General features: G+C 59.3%; 16 protein-coding genes. 5 read left to right on the top strand and 11 right to left on the bottom strand.

The annotated features are described in order from the left end of the window. Positions 1-450: 450 nt before the first annotated feature. The 4 genes from HAP40_RS14865 to HAP40_RS14850 all read right to left on the bottom strand — a co-directional run bounded on the left by HAP40_RS14865 (position 451) and on the right by HAP40_RS14850 (position 4,825). Complete coding sequence (locus HAP40_RS14865) at positions 451-1,893, bottom strand: potassium channel family protein (protein ID WP_246741101.1); 1,443 nt, start codon at positions 1,891-1,893, stop codon at positions 451-453. Between the two features lie 272 nt (positions 1,894-2,165). Further along, positions 2,166-3,608 carry a cardiolipin synthase gene (gene cls, locus HAP40_RS14860; RefSeq protein ID WP_166817104.1) on the bottom strand — a complete coding sequence of 481 codons (1,443 nt, stop codon included), beginning with the start codon at positions 3,606-3,608 and terminating at the stop codon, positions 2,166-2,168. A 343-nt stretch (positions 3,609-3,951) separates the two neighbouring features. Then, on the bottom strand, positions 3,952-4,536 hold the full coding sequence (locus HAP40_RS14855; RefSeq protein ID WP_166817105.1) for a DUF3124 domain-containing protein: 585 nt from the start codon (positions 4,534-4,536) through the stop codon (positions 3,952-3,954). 70 nt (positions 4,537-4,606) lie between these two features. Then, a complete protein-coding gene (locus HAP40_RS14850; RefSeq protein ID WP_208024777.1) occupies positions 4,607-4,825 on the bottom strand; it encodes a hypothetical protein in 219 nt (72 codons plus the stop codon). An 88-nt stretch (positions 4,826-4,913) separates the two neighbouring features. Here HAP40_RS14850 and HAP40_RS14845 point away from each other — a divergent pair, with 88 nt between their 5' ends. After that, positions 4,914-5,300, top strand: a complete 387-nt coding sequence (locus HAP40_RS14845; protein WP_246741102.1) for a recombinase family protein — start codon at positions 4,914-4,916, stop codon at positions 5,298-5,300. 686 nt (positions 5,301-5,986) lie between these two features. Here the strand turns inward: HAP40_RS14845 and HAP40_RS14840 are convergent. The 4 genes from HAP40_RS14840 to HAP40_RS14825 form a co-directional block, all read right to left on the bottom strand. Continuing rightward, a complete protein-coding gene (locus HAP40_RS14840) occupies positions 5,987-6,118 on the bottom strand; it encodes a hypothetical protein (protein ID WP_256380441.1) in 132 nt (43 codons plus the stop codon). 57 nt (positions 6,119-6,175) lie between these two features. Further along, complete coding sequence (locus HAP40_RS14835; protein ID WP_166817106.1) at positions 6,176-6,553, bottom strand: hypothetical protein; 378 nt, start codon at positions 6,551-6,553, stop codon at positions 6,176-6,178. Positions 6,554-6,763: 210 nt separating this feature from the next. Beyond that, positions 6,764-7,810, bottom strand: a complete 1,047-nt coding sequence (locus HAP40_RS14830) for a transglycosylase (RefSeq protein WP_166817107.1) — start codon at positions 7,808-7,810, stop codon at positions 6,764-6,766. After that, entirely contained in the window at positions 7,740-8,120 is a 381-nt protein-coding gene (locus HAP40_RS14825) for a hypothetical protein (RefSeq protein WP_166817108.1), read from the bottom strand. The genes HAP40_RS14830 and HAP40_RS14825 overlap by 71 nt, the downstream gene beginning before the upstream one ends. A gap of 813 nt (positions 8,121-8,933) precedes the next feature. On the opposite strand from HAP40_RS14825, the gene HAP40_RS37320 reads away from it, so the two are divergent. Beyond that, positions 8,934-9,140, top strand: coding sequence for a helix-turn-helix transcriptional regulator (locus HAP40_RS37320; protein WP_166817109.1), 207 nt, complete (start codon positions 8,934-8,936; stop codon positions 9,138-9,140). Positions 9,141-9,190: 50 nt separating this feature from the next. Here the strand turns inward: HAP40_RS37320 and HAP40_RS14820 are convergent, their stop codons facing one another. Next, positions 9,191-10,102, bottom strand: a complete 912-nt coding sequence (locus HAP40_RS14820) for a LysR family transcriptional regulator (protein ID WP_166817110.1) — start codon at positions 10,100-10,102, stop codon at positions 9,191-9,193. Positions 10,103-10,220: 118 nt separating this feature from the next. Between HAP40_RS14820 and HAP40_RS14815 the strand changes: the two genes are divergently transcribed. The 3 genes from HAP40_RS14815 (at position 10,221) to HAP40_RS14805 (ending at position 13,631) form a co-directional block, all read left to right on the top strand. Further along, the gene (locus tag HAP40_RS14815; RefSeq protein ID WP_166817111.1) at positions 10,221-11,396 is read left to right on the top strand and encodes an alkene reductase; all 1,176 of its coding nucleotides are present in this window, start codon (positions 10,221-10,223) and stop codon (positions 11,394-11,396) included. 328 nt (positions 11,397-11,724) lie between these two features. Then, complete coding sequence (locus HAP40_RS14810) at positions 11,725-12,366, top strand: HD domain-containing protein (RefSeq protein ID WP_166817112.1); 642 nt, start codon at positions 11,725-11,727, stop codon at positions 12,364-12,366. Between the two features lie 86 nt (positions 12,367-12,452). After that, positions 12,453-13,631, top strand: a complete 1,179-nt coding sequence (locus tag HAP40_RS14805; RefSeq protein WP_166817113.1) for an MFS transporter — start codon at positions 12,453-12,455, stop codon at positions 13,629-13,631. Between the two features lie 757 nt (positions 13,632-14,388). Here the strand turns inward: HAP40_RS14805 and HAP40_RS14800 are convergent. Both HAP40_RS14800 and HAP40_RS14795 read right to left on the bottom strand, forming a co-directional pair. Next, a complete protein-coding gene (locus HAP40_RS14800; RefSeq protein WP_166817114.1) occupies positions 14,389-16,101 on the bottom strand; it encodes a GMC family oxidoreductase in 1,713 nt (570 codons plus the stop codon). Positions 16,102-16,158: 57 nt separating this feature from the next. Then, positions 16,159-17,490 carry an MFS transporter gene (locus HAP40_RS14795; protein ID WP_166817115.1) on the bottom strand — a complete coding sequence of 444 codons (1,332 nt, stop codon included), beginning with the start codon at positions 17,488-17,490 and terminating at the stop codon, positions 16,159-16,161. Positions 17,491-17,531 lie beyond the last annotated feature (41 nt).

Below are 17,531 nucleotides of genomic sequence, written 5' to 3'. Positions count from 1 at the left end.
CTCGCCCACGTCGACAAGCGGCCCGGGACGTGACGCGCGCAGAACGCCGAGCCGCTCAGCAGTCGTGACGCCGGACTTTCCCAACAAGATATCCGCCATCGGCTACGCAGCTCCCACCGGTTTAATGCGTCTCGGTAGCGCTCCCCCAGCCGGAGAAGATTATTCCCCACTGCCACGAATGGTTCGCGGTTCGCCCCGCAAAACCGAGCTTACGGCCATGAGAATAATCTTCCAAAAGCGAACGGGATGGGCACGGCAAGTACTGAGACACTGCACCGACCAGAGCCGAATGCCGACCTGGCCTATGCTCGAATTTACCCAGGAGAGTCACAAGCGATGGCCGAAGCGAACACAGCCGGCGTCCGAGTTGCCGCCAATAGCCGGCATCACAACGAGATCAGAGCGGTTCGGCTAGGCCAAAGCCGAAGTGCCCCATTCGATTCGGTCGAGCTACGAGTCTCTCAGTTCGAGGGCGACGAGTCTTGCCAGCAGCGTTGCGGGGAATAGCTGGCCGACCACGCTCTCGATGTTGCATAAGCTGCGCGCTAACGGATGAACAGGGACAATGTCGCCAAAGCCGGTAGATGTGAGCGTAATCAAACTCAGATAATAGACCGAACTCGCGAGGGCCGAGTCATCCGCAAAACTTATTCCCTTGAAAGCATCTGGAAACCACAGCCCGACCAAGACAAACAGCGTTCCGAATCCTAGTCCGATCAGCAGGTAGAGCAGGACAGCGCCAACGATCCGGTGATAGGTAACGCGGCCACGCCGGAACACGGCATCCGCAACTACCGCCCCGAGAGCAATCACAATAGCAAGCCAGCCACCGGCCATGGCAACAATATTGAACACCGATGGCTCATAAAGCAGGCGCAACACCAGGACCACCACGTTGGCGATGACTCCCGCCGACATGATCGCGAGTGCGACCCGATGATCCGAAATGACGAGCATGGCTGCGATCATGGCGATAAGCGCGCCGATTGTGAAACCGTGAAATGCAAAGACACCAGATGAATGCAGTGGTGCAAATACGAACATGTAGAGCGCGAGCAGCCCGGTCAATAATGTGAGCAACCAGTCGCTATAGTCTCGCCCGAAGGTCCGCATGCTGTCGGCGAAGCCGAGCTTTATCGCACCGTCGACTGCGCTGCTTGTCGCGGGTTCTCCAAGAGTAGTTGAAGGAACGTTCACTGACTTCTCGTTAGGACTGCTCTGACTTAGTTCGAGCGTGACAAGCCGCGCTAACAGGATTGCGGGAAAAAGTTGACCAATTATGCCTTCGATGCTGCACAGGCTTCGTGCGATCGGATGCACCGCAACGATGTCGCCGTATCCCGTCGAGGTCAGAGTGACCAGACTCAAATAAATGGCCGCGCTGCCAACGCCCCAATCGTCTGCAAATGTTATTCCCTTGAAGGCTTCAGGAAACAGCAATCCGACAAATATGTAGAGCGTCGCAAAAGCCAACGCGATGAGCAAATACAGCAGGATCGCACCTATGATACGATGGTAGGTGATGCGGCCACCTCCAAACACCGCTTCAGCGACGACCACTCCGAACGAGATCGAAATCCCAAGCCAGGCTGCCGCCATTATGTAGAGGTTGTACGGCCATGGCGGGTAAAACAGATGCAGAAACAAAACAGCACCATTAGCGCCAAGCCCGACCGCCATCGTGTAAAGCGCCACCGGGCGGTCCGCGATTGCGATCATTGCACCAATGATGCCGACCAAAGCGATCGTGATGAAACCATGAAATATAAAGAAGCCCATCGCGTGAAACGGTGCGAATACGAACATATAGAGCGCGAGCACTATGGCCAGCGCCGTAAGCAGGTGATCGCTATATCTCCGCCCGAGTCGGCGTGCTCCGCTTATGGGGGTCATGACATTCTTCGGTGCCCCGATGACTTGATGTTAGCTCTCGCGTGTGTAGCGGCCGTTCTATTCAGTTGAAGACACGCGCACGACAACTTAGCATCAAGGGAGTGTGGGATTTCCCCCGCTAAGAGGCTAGCACGCCGAGGCTCGAGAAGCGCCCGTATCGCAAAACGCCCCAATGTGAGAAGATGAAAAATGAGAACAGCGGTCATCTTATTAGCGCTCATTGCGGCATCTGAGGTGCGAGCCCAACCTGCTCGCGTCCAATCTTTCATTCGTCACAGGAGCGGGCTTGCTAGGCGGGCCAGATGTTCCGCGAGTTTGAGTCGGAAAGGCCGCTGACGCCATTGCTGCAAATCGAGTGACCGACAATTGGAGATGTAGCGGCTCTGTTCAGTCTTCAGCCGACCGGTCATGCCCGGATCATGTATCACGAGGATATGCTCGGCATTGAGAACGAACGAGCGGATGTCCATGTTGCTTGTACCAACCAGGCCGATATGATCGTCGATGGTCAGGAGCTTGGCATGGAGAAAGCTCGTTTGGTAGAGGTGGACCTTGATCCCAGCCTCGAGCAGCTCCTTGTAGTACGATCTCTGGGCCCACGACACGAGAACTTGATCCCCTGTTTCGGAAACTATGAGGTGGACGTCAACGCCGCGAAGCGCGGCGGTTTGTAAGGCCTGAAGCATCGGTTCGTCAGGAATAAAGTACGGCGTGGTGATCTTGACCTGTTTGCGAGCGGCGTAAATCAAAGCAACTATGAAACGTTGGTTGTTTTGGATTGGGAAATCCGGCCCACTCGCCAAGGCTTGAATGGGAATCAATCCGGTGATTTCAGGATCGGGAAAAATGTTGCCGCTCTCGAGTGCCCCGTTGGTTTCCAAGAACCAGTCCGTGGCGAAAATGTACTGCAACTGCAGAACGACCGGACCCGTGAGACGAAGCACGAGTTCTTCGTAAGTGACCCCTCCGACGAAATCAGCGGCGACCAGATTTTGTGATCCGGTAAATGCGATCCGACCATCTATGATCGCAATTTTTCGGTGGTTGCGCAGGTCCAGTCGTTTTCGCTTGGAGCGGAAGCGGCCGACGGGGAGCATCTCCCTGACTTCGACTCCCAATGCGGTCAATTTAGGTATCAGAATGTGCAACCCAGAACGAGAGCCTAGTGAGTCCACGAGCACCCGGCACACCACCCCTCGCTCGACCGCTCGGCCCAGTGCGGCGATTACCGGAGCTGTTGCAGCATCAGCGATAAACAAGAAATACAGCAAATGGACGTGGTTCTTCGCGCGATCGATGTCTGTCACCAGTCGAGCAAAGATGGCATCGTAATCGACCATGATCTCCGCCGCGTTTCCGGCAAAAGTCGGCATGCGCCCCAGCTTTTCTGCCAGATAACCCGTCCACTCGAGTCCCGGCGAGAGTTCGGGGTGGAAGATATTTGGATGTTTAAGCAGGCGCTCGCGAACCTTGGCCAAGGCTTGCGGCACTCTGGCCATCTGCTCAATACGTGGTCGAGGCATCGTCGCCCGCCCAATAAGGACATAGAGCAACAAGCCGATCCAGGGCTCGAAAAAAATCAACAGCAGCCAGCCCTTGGCTGCTGCCGGGGTGCGCCTGAATGGCACGACGGCGAGCATGACCAACCGGATTGCCCATTCGCTGAGAAGGAAAACCCAAGCAAGCCAATGCGAGACAATCTGTACAAAACCCATAACAGAGCCTCAGTTTCTTCAATGTGCATACGTGAAAGAGCTCATACCACCGGCCCAAAGTCTGAATCGGGTCACGGCCCAACCGCGGCGCCTCAACCAAGTTGAGTCCGCCACGTCCAAAGCATCACGCTACTCTGGCGGGCTTTAATCCCACTTCACCATTTTCGTTTGCATGCACTCTCCGACAAGGACTTCCAAGTGGACACCAGCCCGAAAGCGATTATCATGGTTGAGATTGCCCCGACACAAAGGCTGCTGCCATTCGTGGTCGGCAACAAATCCTCGCTTAGCAGCGACCCCTGCTAGGCGTGCTCGGCTGAAAACGCGGTCGAAACTATTGCACTCACCGGCCGACCTTTCGGCCGACTGAAGCAAAACTGATGCCCGTTGTGCCCGGTCCACCAATCATGACGGCCTCGACGTACGGCTCATCGATTGTTTCAGTCGAGGACCAGTCTACAATGAAATTTGCACCTAGACCTCCGCGCAAATCTCGTTCCGCAACCACAATCTGGATTGCGCCGTAAGGCTTCAACGCAATCGGTCGCGATAGATACTTCTCGATTGGTTGGCCGTCCACATTGAAAAAGTCAATTCGCTCGATAACGAGCGTTCTCTTGTCCGAGGTATTCTGCACGGCAAGCGTTACGGAAAAGTCGAACCTAGTACTTTCGTCGCGTACTAGCAGACTTGAATGTGCTGGGACGTAAATCCTTCCACGAACAGTTAAAGGCTCGTGCGGAAGATCTGTCATAGAACTTGCAAACTGCGCAATATTAGATGGAAGCAGAACGGGCTGACCACTCACACCTGCTGCCGCCAAGAGCATTAGAGCTAAGATTACAGCGACCTTTTTCATCGTACTGTTCTCTATCCATGCGCGCACCATGGGATACGTGTCGCAATTGGTCGCGTTGACGTAGATCAACGAAGGCCCCCAGACAACCACAACTCGCTCACCTGCCCGCTACCTCCGGCCAATCAACACGCTGAAACAGTCATTTTCTGAGACCGCTTTGGCTTGGCCGAGCTAGGGTCCATGTCCGGTATGGGTCAGAGCCGCTGTTCGTCACCTCATCCGCGATGATCAGGTGATGGTCGGTATCGACGGCGACTTGGAAATTGTAGCCGACAACGCCGGATCCGCGGCCGCTGGTTGCCAGCGAACGGCTATCCGGATCGGCCAGGAAGATTTGCTGATCCGGCGAAGCAAGCATCTGCCTCTCGTAGGCAGCCGGCGCCGCCCCCATCATCATCGCCAAACTCGACCGGCTGAGCCGTGACGTTCACTTCATCAGCGGCCTGATGGTGCAGCGCATCCCCTTCATCGTCACCGAGCTCGGTCCCGACGTTGATCCATTCATGCTGCACATTCATGCCGCCGTAGCCCAGAAGGAGCGCGAGCGGATCGCCCAGCGCACCAGGGAAGCCCTGGCCGCGGCCAAGGCTCGCGGTCAGATCCTAGGCAATGCCACCATCGGTCAGGTCCGCAAGGCCGAAGCAGACCTGCATGCCGAGCATTTCCGGCCCATTCTCGCACCGCTACGCGACCTGCCCGCCAAGCGGATCTCGGTCATCTTGAATGAACGTGGGGTGACTACGCCGCGAGGTGGCAAGTGGCAGGCGAATCAGGTCATCAGAATGCTAGGCCGCCTGAACATTGCTGTTCTCAACTCGGCTCGTCCGACCTGACTTTACCGGCGGCGGCAGCAGCATCATGTCCGGGTTCAGTCCGCCACCGGCAGCGATCCGATACAGCTCAGCGTCGCTCAGCTCCTCAATCGGCACGTCGCGCCGGTCAACAACCTGAACGGCCTTGCCGTCCAAGCGATCAACGAACTCACGAATGTAAGCGAGATTGCCCTCCTCCGCTCGCATTCGCAAAGCATGCTTTTCTGCAATTTTTTCTTTCCCCTCCTCTCGGTCAAAGGAAATCTCTAGGTCTATTTTGTGCGTAAACGCTCACGGCGATCAACGTCGGAATGATACCTCGTTTCACGGCAACAATCGTTGAATGGCATTTTCCGACCGATTTGCGATTTCATACGCTGGATTCCTCTTTACAGTACGAGTCGCAAGTGAGTTTCGCGGCCCCCCGGCCATAGGCGCGTAGTGTTCGCGAGAATAAATCTACTAAGAGACCCGCCGTTTCCTACAGAGGCGCAGCGAGCCGCGATCAAAGTATTATCGAAGCCGAGCACTGCGCGGTAGAGACCGGCAACGGCAACCGGGAGTTAGCTTTCAAACCATCAAAATCGTAGTCGTGACGCCGGGACAATTTGCCAAAGCTGGCCGAGCCTGCCTTGGAACATGCACGCCGATCTAGCCGTATCCCTTTGCGTCTCTTGGCGCGCATTCTGTTGCGGGCCTCAACAGCGTCAGTCACCAGAAGTTCTGGTTGCCGACAGCTTAACCCAGTTGTCGAGCGTCATCTCGGCCACGACGACGTTGTCGCGCGACGGCATAACCCAGTGATGGTTGCCCGTCCAGGGCACCCGCGTCGTCCGCATGATCCAGTCCTTTAGATTTCCAAGCCGTCCAGGCAAGTTAGATGCCGCCGCTTTATCCTACTTGATCGTCGCGTGGACCGTGATTATCGACGTACCGGACGCCTTAGGCCCTTTACCCGTTGCCTTAATGACGAAGGTGTCGGTTCCTTTGAATCTGCCCTTCGTCTTGTATTCGTAAGTTGCAACGTTGAGCTTCTTCAACTTGCCATGCACAGGCTTCAACGAGATCTCCGAGCTACTGGCCGCGCCGCGTACCGTGATCGGGAAAACGCAACTGCTCCCAGGCGTGACGCTGATGTCAGCGGTCGAGTTCTCACCCCAATCCGCCAGTTCCATTGATCTCGAACATTCCGAAGCTGCCAACGCCGCAGAAATGCAAGTTGAGCCGGAAGCCGCCAGGATAAGCGCTGGAACAGCAAGGATAGACAACCGCATCCCCATGCCTCCCCTAATGGTGCGAACCACTGACCGTCGCCTTGGCGTGTACTCAGAATTGAACAGGTGGACCAGCGAATAATGTCGCTTGTGCCTCGGTAGCGGCCTAAAGCTCGCCTGCGGGGACGTCCATTCCATAAGCGGACTTGGTCTATCCAGCTGGGTCTGCTTCTCCATGGCGGCTAAAGGCAATGCAAGCCGACAACGGAACTATTGGCTTGCCGCCGCAGCGGCGGTCGCCACATATTTCGTGTAGAATTCGGCGACTCGGCCGCGCCACATGCCGACGAACGCCTCTGACGTCACGTTGTCCACCGATTTCCAAGTGCGCTTGAACGCCGGAAGTGCATTGCCCCAAATCGCGCGTTTGCACCACCTCTCACCCTTCTCCTTGCCTTCGCTGGTGGCGCACATGGATTTCCAGGCGGCGCGAGCGGGCCGGCTGATGTGCTCGGCGGCGCCTTCCCAGCCCTGCTGATGGATCAGGTAAAGATCGCTCATGTCCGGCGTTCGGTGCGTGATCCACCCGAACTGAACCCCCTCGGTAATGATTTTGTAGGCGGCTGCGACGGCATTGTCCCGCGGGCTGCGAATCTGCCCGAAGCCGAACTTCCCGAACTCATAATGGCTCAGCTGAAAAAGACCGATGTACGACCCAGTACGTTGATTGGGGTTGAAACCGGATTCGATCTTGGCAACCGCCATCATGAAATTGAAATCGAGACCAAACGCGTCGGAGGCGCGCTTGATCTCTTCGGTCGGCGTTCCGACCGGAATGTCCTTGAACGCACGCAAGACGATCTGTGCCGGTTTCTCGGCAGGCGGCAGTTCGGACCAGACGTAGTAGATTAGATAACGGAAATCCTGCGTCGACGCCGCTTTCGGAGCATCGTTGGAGGCATCGCGTTCTGCCGGGAGCGGTTGGACAATATCCTGTCCCAACGACCCCAATTTTGGCGCGACGGGCTCATCGACGATCTCGGCTCCGGTGCTCAACGGCCCGGAGCCGGCTGACGTCACCGAGCCAGGCTCTGCTCCTTCTGCCCGAAGCGCTGCCGCAAGTCTGGCGGATGCGTCTGCGTACAAGGCAGGCGTCACGATGTTCGCAGGAGCCGTCATGTTCGCGGGAGCCGCTATGTTCGCTGCAGCTTCCGGCATGACATCCGGCACCGTCGCGCCCGGTCTGTTACCCGCGGCCAGATAAAGTCCCAACGATGCGATCGCAGCCGCGAGGCAGCTGGTCTGCCAAACCTTCATTGCCCGAAGTCCCCGGATGACTTCCATACAAAGGCTGTTTGCATGGTCCTGCCGCCTGTGGGGTGACCCCTCTTCGTAGAATCTTAAGGTTTAAATGTGGTGAACGTTCGATTTCGAGGAGCTCATCAGCGAAATGATCGATGAAGTCTGAGGCATCTTCGCCGCGCTCCAACTGGTTGAGCTCGCCTGCAACTCCTGTGCAGACAACATCGAGGCGGGCGCTGATGCTCTTAGCACGCTCGAAGAGATCGTGCAGATGCCCTGCTTTGACGCGGGCGCTCGTTTCAACTACAATAATGAAATCACGCATTTTAGGTCTCCTTTTGGCTGGATGCACTGGCACTGCATCCAGCTGCCGCGCCGCTACTTTCAGGAATGAGACTTCGTCCGGCGGAGCGGCAAACCCGGACGTGTTCGACTTCAACTTTTTTGTCCCCGCCGATAAGCCGTTGAGCCAACAGAGGCTGCGCCGACGGGCTCAAGGTACTTTCGCTCGCTGCGTGGCTCCACGCAGCTCCCAGTCAGGCCGCAGCGTCCCCTTCGAGGCGACGATTCCGCCGGCTCACATCTGCAGCGGCCTTCTTCTCTCTTTCCTGAATCCAGTCAGCAACAGCCTCGTCGGCAATTCTGATTCCCGTACGGCCGAGCACCATCTCGCGCGGCCCCCACCCCTCGCGCTTTGCTCGTTCGTAGGTCGATCTCGAGATGCCGACTGCAGAACGGAACTCGTCGACGGTCCAAGATGCTCGCGGCACCGGGTTGCGCCTGCTGTTCTCCTGACGCGACCGACATGCCATGCTCATCACTCCTCGCATTTACAGCGAGTGCCTTCACCCGCCTCGCTACACGCGATCATTGGATCGGCTGAACTTCGACGCAAGACATTTCGCACCCAGAGAAAAGCTCACCAAAGAAAACAAATTAAAAGAGTCGCTGCAGCACAGGAATTTTTTCAAACAGCTTTCTTTTGATTAGTCCCGCGGATGTGATCGACTATTCGCTCGACAGAAGTCTATGGCGAGCTATCGTCCCCGCCACGCTGTTTCACCAGACGTCGAGTTGTCCATGGGCAATGACAACGGCAAACACGATGACCTCGCACTGCGCCCCATGATGACGGCGCATGGTGCTCGAGCTCGTGCCGGTCTCGCGTACCACGTTGTACAGGTTGGAGCGCGCGGGAAAATTTCCGCGCTCGGTGTACGTGAGCCCGAACAGACGGCTTTGGTTTCGCGATGAAGTGGTCACGTGGCAGACGGCCATCAACGACAACGACGCGCGCAATCCGGATCGAGGACGAGGCGGGGGACGACGGCGGCACGGGACTTAAACGCGAGGAATACTCGACACCAAGGGAGCATTCGCGGAAAGCAGCATCGCCTAAACGATAGCACGCGATGATTCGCGCATCCCTTGAACCAATCCATCTACGATGACTCTTATTTTGGCCGGCAGGGTTTTTGAGCGCGGCCAAAGTATGTTGATCGGAACCTCGCCGCCTGACATTCCGTCCAGGACCGTCTGCAGTCTTCCATCTCGAATGTCATCTTGGACCATCCATTGGGGAAGCTGCGCCAGGCCGTGTCCTACTCTTACTGCCTTATGCACCGTCTCGAAATCCTGGAATTCATGTTTGACAGAGACAACATGCCGCGCGATTGAGCCATCCGGCTGCTTCAGCAACCACGCAATGCGATTTCCCTGCCGTCGTCCTACGATGCAATCGTGAGTTTCAAGCTCGGATACCGAACGGGGAATCCCTCGTCTTGCGAGATAGCCGGGCGCTCCAACGATCACCACGTGTTGCACGCCAATCTGACGAGCGACCAAGTCAGCCGAGTCGTCGAGGTCGGCGATCCGCACTGCGAGGTCGATATTTTCGTTAACAACGTCGACGTTTCGGTCTGTGAAGCTCACGTTGAGTTGCAATGCCGGATAGCGCTCAGCGACTTCGAGGAGCACTGGCATCACATACAGACGGCCGAACGCCGTCGGCAGGTCGATCCGTACTTGGCCGCCCGGCATGTCCCGAGCGAGTATGAGTGCGCTCTCGCCGCGATCGAGCTCGGCAAGTGCCGCGGCGCAATGCTCGAGCCAAGCCTCACCCGCAGGCGTCAAGGTCAGACGGCGTGTCGTCCGGTGTAGCAGCTTGGACCCTAATCGGGCCTCAAGCCGCGACACCGCCCGTCCTACTGCGGACTTGGTCGTGCCAAGCTCTGCAGCCACGGCAGTGAAACTACCCAATCGCGTCACGGCGACGAACTCTGAAATGCCATCAAAACGGGTGTCCATGAGCTTATTGTAGCGATAACAGCTACAGTGTGTCGAGTTTGAAGCGGCTAATAGGCCTCTCGAGAGGGATTAACTCATCCGCAGCACCAAACCTCGTCCTGACCAATGGAGCTGTCTTATGTCCTCCCTATTCGACCCCTTCGATCTAGGCCCGATCAACCTCCAGAACCGCATCGTCATGCCGCCCATGACCCGCACGCGAACGTCCGAGGGCGAACATCCGAGTGATGGAGACGTCCCGAATGCGCTGATGGCGACCTACTACGGACAGCGGGCAAGTGCCGGCCTGATCATTGCCGAGGCCACCGACGTCGATCCGTCCGGACACGGTTATGCGAGGACACCCGGCATCCACTCGGAAGCCCAAATGCAGGGCTGGCGCCTGGTAACCGATGAGGTCCACCGTCAAGGCGGCACGATCTTTCAGCAGTTGTGGCATGTCGGCAGGATGGCCCATTCCTCGATTCTACCAAACGGCCAGCCCCCGGTGGGCGCGACTGGGCAACGGGCAGAGGGCTCGTCGGTGTTCGCTCACGGACCGGACGGACGGTTGGGCTATATGCCTGCAGAGACGCCCAGGGCGCTGACCACGCATGAGGTGTCGGCGATGGTCGGCACCTTCGCTAAAGCCGCCGCCAATGCACGGCATGTTGGTTTCGATGGTGTCGAGCTTCATGCGGCCAACGGCTATCTGTTCGAGCAGTTCATGAACTCCGTTCTCAATACGCGCGCCGACCGCTACGGCGGAAGCAGCATGGAAGATCGGACGCGCTTCGTGATGGAAGTCGTCGATGCGGTGGTGGCCGAATTTGGTCCGGGGCGCGTGGGTGTTCGCCTCTCTCCGTTCGGCAAGTACAACTCCATGACGCAAGAGCCGCTTGTCGAGGAGGCGCTTCTTTACCTTGCAGAGCAATTGGGGCGCCGCGGCGTCGCGTACATTCACTTGCTCTACGAATTACTGCCCGAAGGAAACATGGAGACCGCGCAATTCAGGCCGCGGTACCTGGACCACGCTCTGCTTGCCAAAGCTCGGGCAGTGTTTCCCGGCGCCATCATCTGGTGCGGCGGCTTCACCGACCGCGAGCGCGCCCAAGCTGCGCTCGACAGCGGGCTGGTGGACTTAATAGCCTTCGGCAGATCCTACATCGCGAATCCTGACCTGCCCGAGCGTCTCATGCACGGCTGGCCGTTAGCCGTAGCAGACCGATCCGCTTATTACACGCGACACGGCGAGGTGGGTTTCACGGACTTCCCCAGGTACCAAGCCGACAGCGCTGCACGTCGCGCGGGATGACCCGCGGCGGAGATGCGTGGACTGTTCGCAGCATTTTTGGACGCTCGCTAAAACACACCATCTCACCCGGCATTGCCGAGATAGCGAGGTGAGGCTGTGAGCGTCATCGGCGCCTACAGCCACGCTCGCTCCATGGAAATGATCTTCGGCGGCGTAACGCGGACGTTGCTGATGCAGGCGTCTATTCCGATCCTGCTGTCACGTTGATCTCAACGCATCGCGTCCGGCGCGGCGAGAATGGCTTCGACGGAGCGCGGTCAGATCCCAGCGATCCGTCTCAGCTCACGGCGGACAGCTACGAACTACACACATGAACAGGAGTTAGACAATGACTGGCACTCTATCTGATATCAAGATCCCCGACAGCAGAATCGCGCGCGAAGCCGCCGAACTGGTGCGACAGTACGAGTCCGAGCTGTTGTTCAACCATTCGGTTCGCGTCTTTCTCTTTGGCGCAATGAAAGGTGCTCGCCAGAAGCTGAAATTTGATCCTGAACTGCTGTATGTCGCGTCGCTGTTTCATGACTTGGGCCTCGTCGACGCTTATCATACAGATTCAAAGCGGTTTGAGGTTGATGGCGCCGACGCGGCGCGCGATTTCCTCCGTGGCCATGGCATTCCCGACCCGAAAGCGGATCTGGTCTGGGAAGCCATCGCTCTTCATACGACGCCGGGCATCCCCCAATACATGCGGCCCGAGATTGCTCTGACAAATGCGGGGGTCCTCCTCGACGTCATTGGAGTTGGATACGACGAATACACGCCGGAGCAACGCGACCAGGTTCTCGCCGCCTTTCCTCGCGGCGAGAATTTCAAGAATGATTTTATCCAGGCTCAAACCTGCTCTGCCCTGAAGAAGCCTCTGACGACCCTCGGCACAGTTAATTTCGATTACATCCATCAGCACGATCCCGCGTTTCATCTGCCAGGAGCGTGCGCTCTCATTCGCAACGCGCCGTGGCGAACCTGAACCACCCTGCCGAGAGCTGCGATGCGGTAACCGTTGTGGATGCACTCAACTCGTTGCTTTCGGCACGCCTCTGATGCGAGGTTTCGATGCGTCAATCTCCGAACGCTCTTATCTGGTTGGCTCTTGGCGCCTTCGCGATCGGCACTGAGGGTTTCATGATCGCCGGGTTGTTGCCTGCCCTGGCCCGAGACCTGGACGTTGGTCTTCCCGCCGCCGGCTATCTGGTCACAGCCTTCTCTCTCGCTTATGCGGTCGGTGCCCCAGTAATGGCGGTGCTGACGGCCGGGTTGGAGCGACGCCGCCTCTTGGCCTTCGCCATGGCTGGTTTTGGTATCGCTAATCTGCTGGCCGCATTCTCGGCAAATTATGTCGAGTTGTTGATGGCTCGGCTGCTGCTCGCGTTGACCGCGGCCACCTTTATGCCAGCCGCCAGTGGGTATGCCGCAACATTTGGCGGGCAGGAGCGGCGTGGTCTCTCTTTGTCCGTGGTGACCAACGGTCTCACGTTGGCGATCATCGCCGGTGTGCCGCTCGGCGTATTGGTCAGCGAGAGACTCGGCTGGCGCGCCACCTTTCTCGGCGTGGGCGGATTGGCGGCGCTCTCGCTCCTCGGGATTATTGGCCGATTGCCAAGCCTAGCTCCCGACAGGAGCGCAAGCCTGACCGAGCGCGTAGCGCTAACAAAGCGCTCCGATGTGCTGGCCGTCCTCGTGACGACCGTGCTTACGGTAGCCGGAACCTTCACGGTTTACACGTATATGGGAGTCTTCCTTGCCGATGTCGCTGGGATAGGGCCGCATGGGCTGGCGTTGGTGTTGCTTGGCTTTGGGCTTACAAGTGCGGCTGGAGCACGGCTCGGCGGAGTCTTCGCGGACCGGTGGGGCGCGAGACATGCGGTGATCGCGGGTGCTGGCCTGACCGTTCTGGCGTATCTTGCCCTTTCACTGGGGGCAGCGCTCAAACCTACATATTCCATGTTGGCGCTGCTGCCGGCCGTCTTGTTGTGGGGCTTGGCCAGCTGGGGCTTAACGACAGCGCAGCAGGCGCGGCTGGTTGCATTGGCTCCGAGCTTGGCCCCGGTCAGCCTATCGCTGAACTCGTCTGCCATCTATTTGGGAAGCGCAATGGGTGCGGCAGTGGGGGCGCTGGTTATCGCCGACGGCGGAGTGCGATGGCTTAGCTGGATGGCGGCGGCGTTCAGCGTGGCCGCTCTGCTGACTGTTCCAATGCGTGCTCGTAGCCTCAAAACGTCAGAAGGGGATTGATGCTATCGTCATATAGGTGTGTCGCGCGCCATAAATGCCGCGATCTTCGGTGCAGGAGCCGAACCAATCGCCGGTGAGCCTGTTCGGCAGCATCCATGTGCCGGCGGCCGCTCGGCAATGGTGTTCCGACGGAGACACAATTGGCGATGACCAAGCTTTGGACCCCCGGCCCTTCGTATAGAAGCCGCGCCGTCGGCATCTGGTTCACCTTTAGCATCCGACCTAACCGCAATGGTTCCGCCTTCGGAGGCAAATCGGACATGGCGACCGTCGCAGCGATCCTACGCTTGCGCCCTGTCTGAACTAGGGCCTATTGGGGCCTGGCGAGTTTGGCATGATGCTCTCATCGTCAGCAAAGACGTCGTAAGCCGCTGAGAGAAAGAATATTTTCTGCACTTCAACGTGATCCGAGATAGTGCTTGCGGCCAGGACCACACGGTTTTGCCGTACGCACGGCCCGTTGGCGCCACAGGGTCCGACGGCGTTGTGCACGTTGCCATCGGAATATGACGCGACGAACCTGACAGCGCCGCTCGTCAACGCGAAACCTAGAGAGCTCACGGAGAGCAATCCGCCCTGCCTCAGGCTGTTCGCGCACGACGCTGCTGCGTCCACCGCAAGCCCGGCCCTGCGATCACACGACACATGACCGCCCCTCAAGGGTGAGCCGGGATGGGTGACACATACGCCGTTTCCGAATTTCGGTAAAGTGGAATATTTTTGCTGGAAGGGGTTGACGGGCCCGACACAGAGTGCGTCAGCGCAGCAAGGCTGGATCTCGTGACAGCAGAGCATCACTGATCTTCTCGGCTGCCATGATCACCGGAATGTTGGTATTGGCCGTCGGCAGCCGCGGCATGATCGAAGCGTCCGCCACAAAGATGTTGTCGCTGCCGATCACCTTGCCCGCGGGATCGACCACCGCCATCGGGTCGGTGGGGTCGCCCATGCGGCAGGTGCCCACGGGGTGCCAGACCCCGAACACACTCTGTCGCACGAAGGCTTCGAGCGCGCGGTTATCCGCGAGCGTCGCCCGGAAGGCGGTGCCATTCAGCAGCACGAGTCGGATCAGCAACTGCCTGAGCCCCGGAGGCACGTCGAGCATCGGCCCGAGGATGGAGGCGATGATGCGGTTGGCCGTGCCATACCGGCTCAGCCGCTTGATCCGCGGGGAATAGGAGGCCGGAAAGAAATCGTCGGCCTCCGGGTTGAGCGCGGGATGAACGACCAGCCTGGCGAGCAGCCGGACCGAAGCAACCAGCCGTTCGAGATCCCGCGGATCGGACAGCAGGTTGAAATCGACGGTCGGATCGGTCCTGGGATCGCACGTCGCCAGTGTGAGCGTGCCGCTCGAATGGGGCCGGTTGCACCAGAGGAAATACAGGCCAAGCCGCCTGCCCAGCGCGTGCCAGCCGCCGCGGGCCGAGGCCGTGATGTACATGTCGGAGGGATCGCAGCCCGGATGTCCCGACGAGAATCGCATCGCCGCGAAATTGGGACGGCGCCGCGCAAGAGGCAGCCGCAATTGGCGCGGCAGATACTGGCAGAAGGTCAGCGCCGGATGATCGCGCAGATTGCTGCCGACGCCCGGCAGATCGATGGCGACGGGAATGCTGAGCGCCTGCAGCGCTGCCCCCGGACCGATGCCTGCCCGCATCAGGATCGCCGGCGATTGCAACGCGCCCGCGGTCAGGATCACGCGGCCAGCATCGACCGTGAGTTTCTGTCCGCCGCGCGAAACCACCACACCCGTCGCGCGGCGGCCGTCGACCTGAAGCTGCTCGACCTCACTATCGGCCCAGATGGTCAGGTTCGGTCGCGCCCGCGTCGCGGTGTCGAGATAGCCGGCGGCGGTGGAGACACGGCGGTCGTTGCGGTTCGAGAAGGCCGGCGGAAAAATCCCGTCCTCGAACTCTCCGTTCTGATCCAAGCGAAACGGCAGGCCCGTTGCCGACAATGCCTCGCCCACAGCGAGGCCAAACTGCGGCATCGCCTCCCGCGCGATACGGCGGATCGGGATCGGACCGCTCCTGCCATGCAGCGGGCCGTCGAAATCCAGATCGGTCTCGAGTTTGCGAAAGTACGGCAGCACGTCCGCCCAACCCCAGCCGCGCGCGCCAAGGTCGCGCCATTCGTCATAGTCACGTGGCAGCCCGCGATTGGCCGACTGCACGTTGATGCTGGAGCCCCCGCCCATCACCCGGCCCTGCTCATAGGCACGAACGACCGGCTGGCCCTCGGCATTGCGGCCGGCCGCGGCCGACAGGCCGGGCCAGATGTATCTGTCGCCGAAGAACAGCGTCATGGGATAGCTGTCGAGGATTTCCGGTGGTGTTGCCTCGGGCGGCGTGTCCATCCCCGCTTCGATCAGAAGCACGCGGCGCTGTCCATCCGCCGAAAGCCGATTGGCAAGCACGCAGCCCGCCGATCCCCCGCCGACGATCACATCGTCGAAATGCAGCTCATCCATTCCCGTCTCGATACGTATCCGGCGGCGCGGCCACAGGTGCAGCCGCGCCGATTGACCTCAGCGGAAGTTTCCCTTGGTCTCGGGAATCACGACCGCACCGATCAGGTAGACCAGGAACACTCCGACCGCGAAGTAGGCCAGCGACATCGGAATCTCCGCCGGACTGCCGCTCACCAGCGAGACGAATGTCGGCATCATGCCGCCCAGCGCAAAGCCGATGTTCCAGGACAGACCGGTACCGCTCGCACGTAGCGCGGTCGGGAACCGTTCGTTCAGGAAGATCAGCACCGGCGCGTAACCCGCATTGCCGATGAAGGCGATGGCGAGCGCATAGAGCGTGATCTGTGTCGTGTCCTTGGTGCCGGCGAGGTTCAGATAGCATAGCGGCAGCAGCACAGCCGCGAGAACGCCGATCAGGAGGAACGTCTTCTTGCGGCCGATGAGATCGCTGAGCGCTCCCACCAGCACCGCGGAGAAGAACGCCGAGACGCTCGCGCCCATCAGGATCAGCGAGGAGGTCTGGTTCGGAACCGCGTTGATGACCTTCAGGAAGCTCGGCAGATAGCCGGAGGTCAGGTAATAGCCGGCGCCGCCGCCGAAGGTGATCAGCAGGTTGATCAGCAGGACGCCGCGATATTCACCCGACAAGACCTCCTTGACCGGGGCTTTCGAGACCTTCGCCTGCTTGTTGCCCTGCTGGCGCTTCAATTCCTTGAAGTACGGGGACTCCTCCAGATTCCGGAAGATGAACCAGCCGAGCAGAGAGCTCAGCAACCCAGAGAAGAACATGAAGCGCCAGCCCCACACCGCGAAGGCATCGCCGGGGAAGATCGAGGACGTGATCAGGAAGATGAAGGACGCGAGCAGCGCACCGATGCCGGCGCCGCCACCGCCGACCAGGCCCGACATCGCGCCACGCCATTGCGGCGGGACCGATTCCGTTCCGATGGTGTGGGTCGAGGCCACGACGCCGCCGACGAACACGCCCTGCACGAGGCGCAGGAGCAGAAAGATGATCGGAGCGATCACGCCGACCTGCGCGATGGTCGGCAGCAGGCCGAACGCCGCCGTGCTGAGGCCGACGCCGACGATGGCGACCAGCATGGCCTGCTTGCGGCCGTGCACGTCGGCATAGTGACCGAACACCGCCGAGCCGAGCGGCCGCATCAACAGCGTGACGGCGAACGAGCCGTAGACCGCGGCCAGCGACAACGCCGCATTGCTCGACGGAAAGAATAATGCGCCGACGACCGGCGCCACGTAGAGCAGAATGAACAAATCAAAGAGATCGAGCGCCCATCCGAGCACCGACGCGATGATCGCATTGACCATCTGCTTGTTGTCCGCCGATGATTCCGCACCCGCGGCCGGCATATTCATCTCAGCCATTTTTTTGTACCTCCCCCGTTTGAGTAGCGCCGCGGTCCGCG

It is taken from the genome of Bradyrhizobium sp. 1(2017) (assembly GCF_011602485.2).
In the GTDB taxonomy this organism is placed as follows: Bacteria; Pseudomonadota; Alphaproteobacteria; order Rhizobiales; family Xanthobacteraceae; genus Bradyrhizobium.
Note: the sequence above shows the minus strand (reverse complement) of the source record. Positions and strands in the feature narration are given on the sequence as shown.

Bases quoted from the DNA above. Each gene is read 5' to 3' on its own strand.
- HAP40_RS14820 (WP_166817110.1), bottom strand. From the start codon at position 10,102: ATGGACACCCGTTTTGATGGCATTTCAGAGTTCGTCGCCGTGACGCGA.
- HAP40_RS14825 (WP_166817108.1), bottom strand. From the start codon at position 8,120: ATGCGTGATTTCATTATTGTAGTTGAAACGAGCGCCCGCGTCAAAGCA.
- HAP40_RS14805 (WP_166817113.1), top strand. From the start codon at position 12,453: ATGCGTCAATCTCCGAACGCTCTTATCTGGTTGGCTCTTGGCGCCTTC.
- HAP40_RS14815 (WP_166817111.1), top strand. From the start codon at position 10,221: ATGTCCTCCCTATTCGACCCCTTCGATCTAGGCCCGATCAACCTCCAG.
- cls (WP_166817104.1), bottom strand. From the start codon at position 3,608: ATGGGTTTTGTACAGATTGTCTCGCATTGGCTTGCTTGGGTTTTCCTT.
- HAP40_RS14800 (WP_166817114.1), bottom strand. From the start codon at position 16,101: ATGGATGAGCTGCATTTCGACGATGTGATCGTCGGCGGGGGATCGGCG.
- HAP40_RS14830 (WP_166817107.1), bottom strand. From the start codon at position 7,810: ATGAAGGTTTGGCAGACCAGCTGCCTCGCGGCTGCGATCGCATCGTTG.
- HAP40_RS14850 (WP_208024777.1), bottom strand. From the start codon at position 4,825: ATGCTTGCTTCGCCGGATCAGCAAATCTTCCTGGCCGATCCGGATAGC.
- HAP40_RS14835 (WP_166817106.1), bottom strand. From the start codon at position 6,553: ATGCGGTTGTCTATCCTTGCTGTTCCAGCGCTTATCCTGGCGGCTTCC.
- HAP40_RS14840 (WP_256380441.1), bottom strand. From the start codon at position 6,118: ATGCGGACGACGCGGGTGCCCTGGACGGGCAACCATCACTGGGTTATG.
- HAP40_RS14810 (WP_166817112.1), top strand. From the start codon at position 11,725: ATGACTGGCACTCTATCTGATATCAAGATCCCCGACAGCAGAATCGCG.
- HAP40_RS37320 (WP_166817109.1), top strand. From the start codon at position 8,934: ATGGTGCTCGAGCTCGTGCCGGTCTCGCGTACCACGTTGTACAGGTTG.
- HAP40_RS14795 (WP_166817115.1), bottom strand. From the start codon at position 17,490: ATGGCTGAGATGAATATGCCGGCCGCGGGTGCGGAATCATCGGCGGAC.
- HAP40_RS14865 (WP_246741101.1), bottom strand. From the start codon at position 1,893: ATGACCCCCATAAGCGGAGCACGCCGACTCGGGCGGAGATATAGCGAT.
- HAP40_RS14845 (WP_246741102.1), top strand. From the start codon at position 4,914: ATGGTGCAGCGCATCCCCTTCATCGTCACCGAGCTCGGTCCCGACGTT.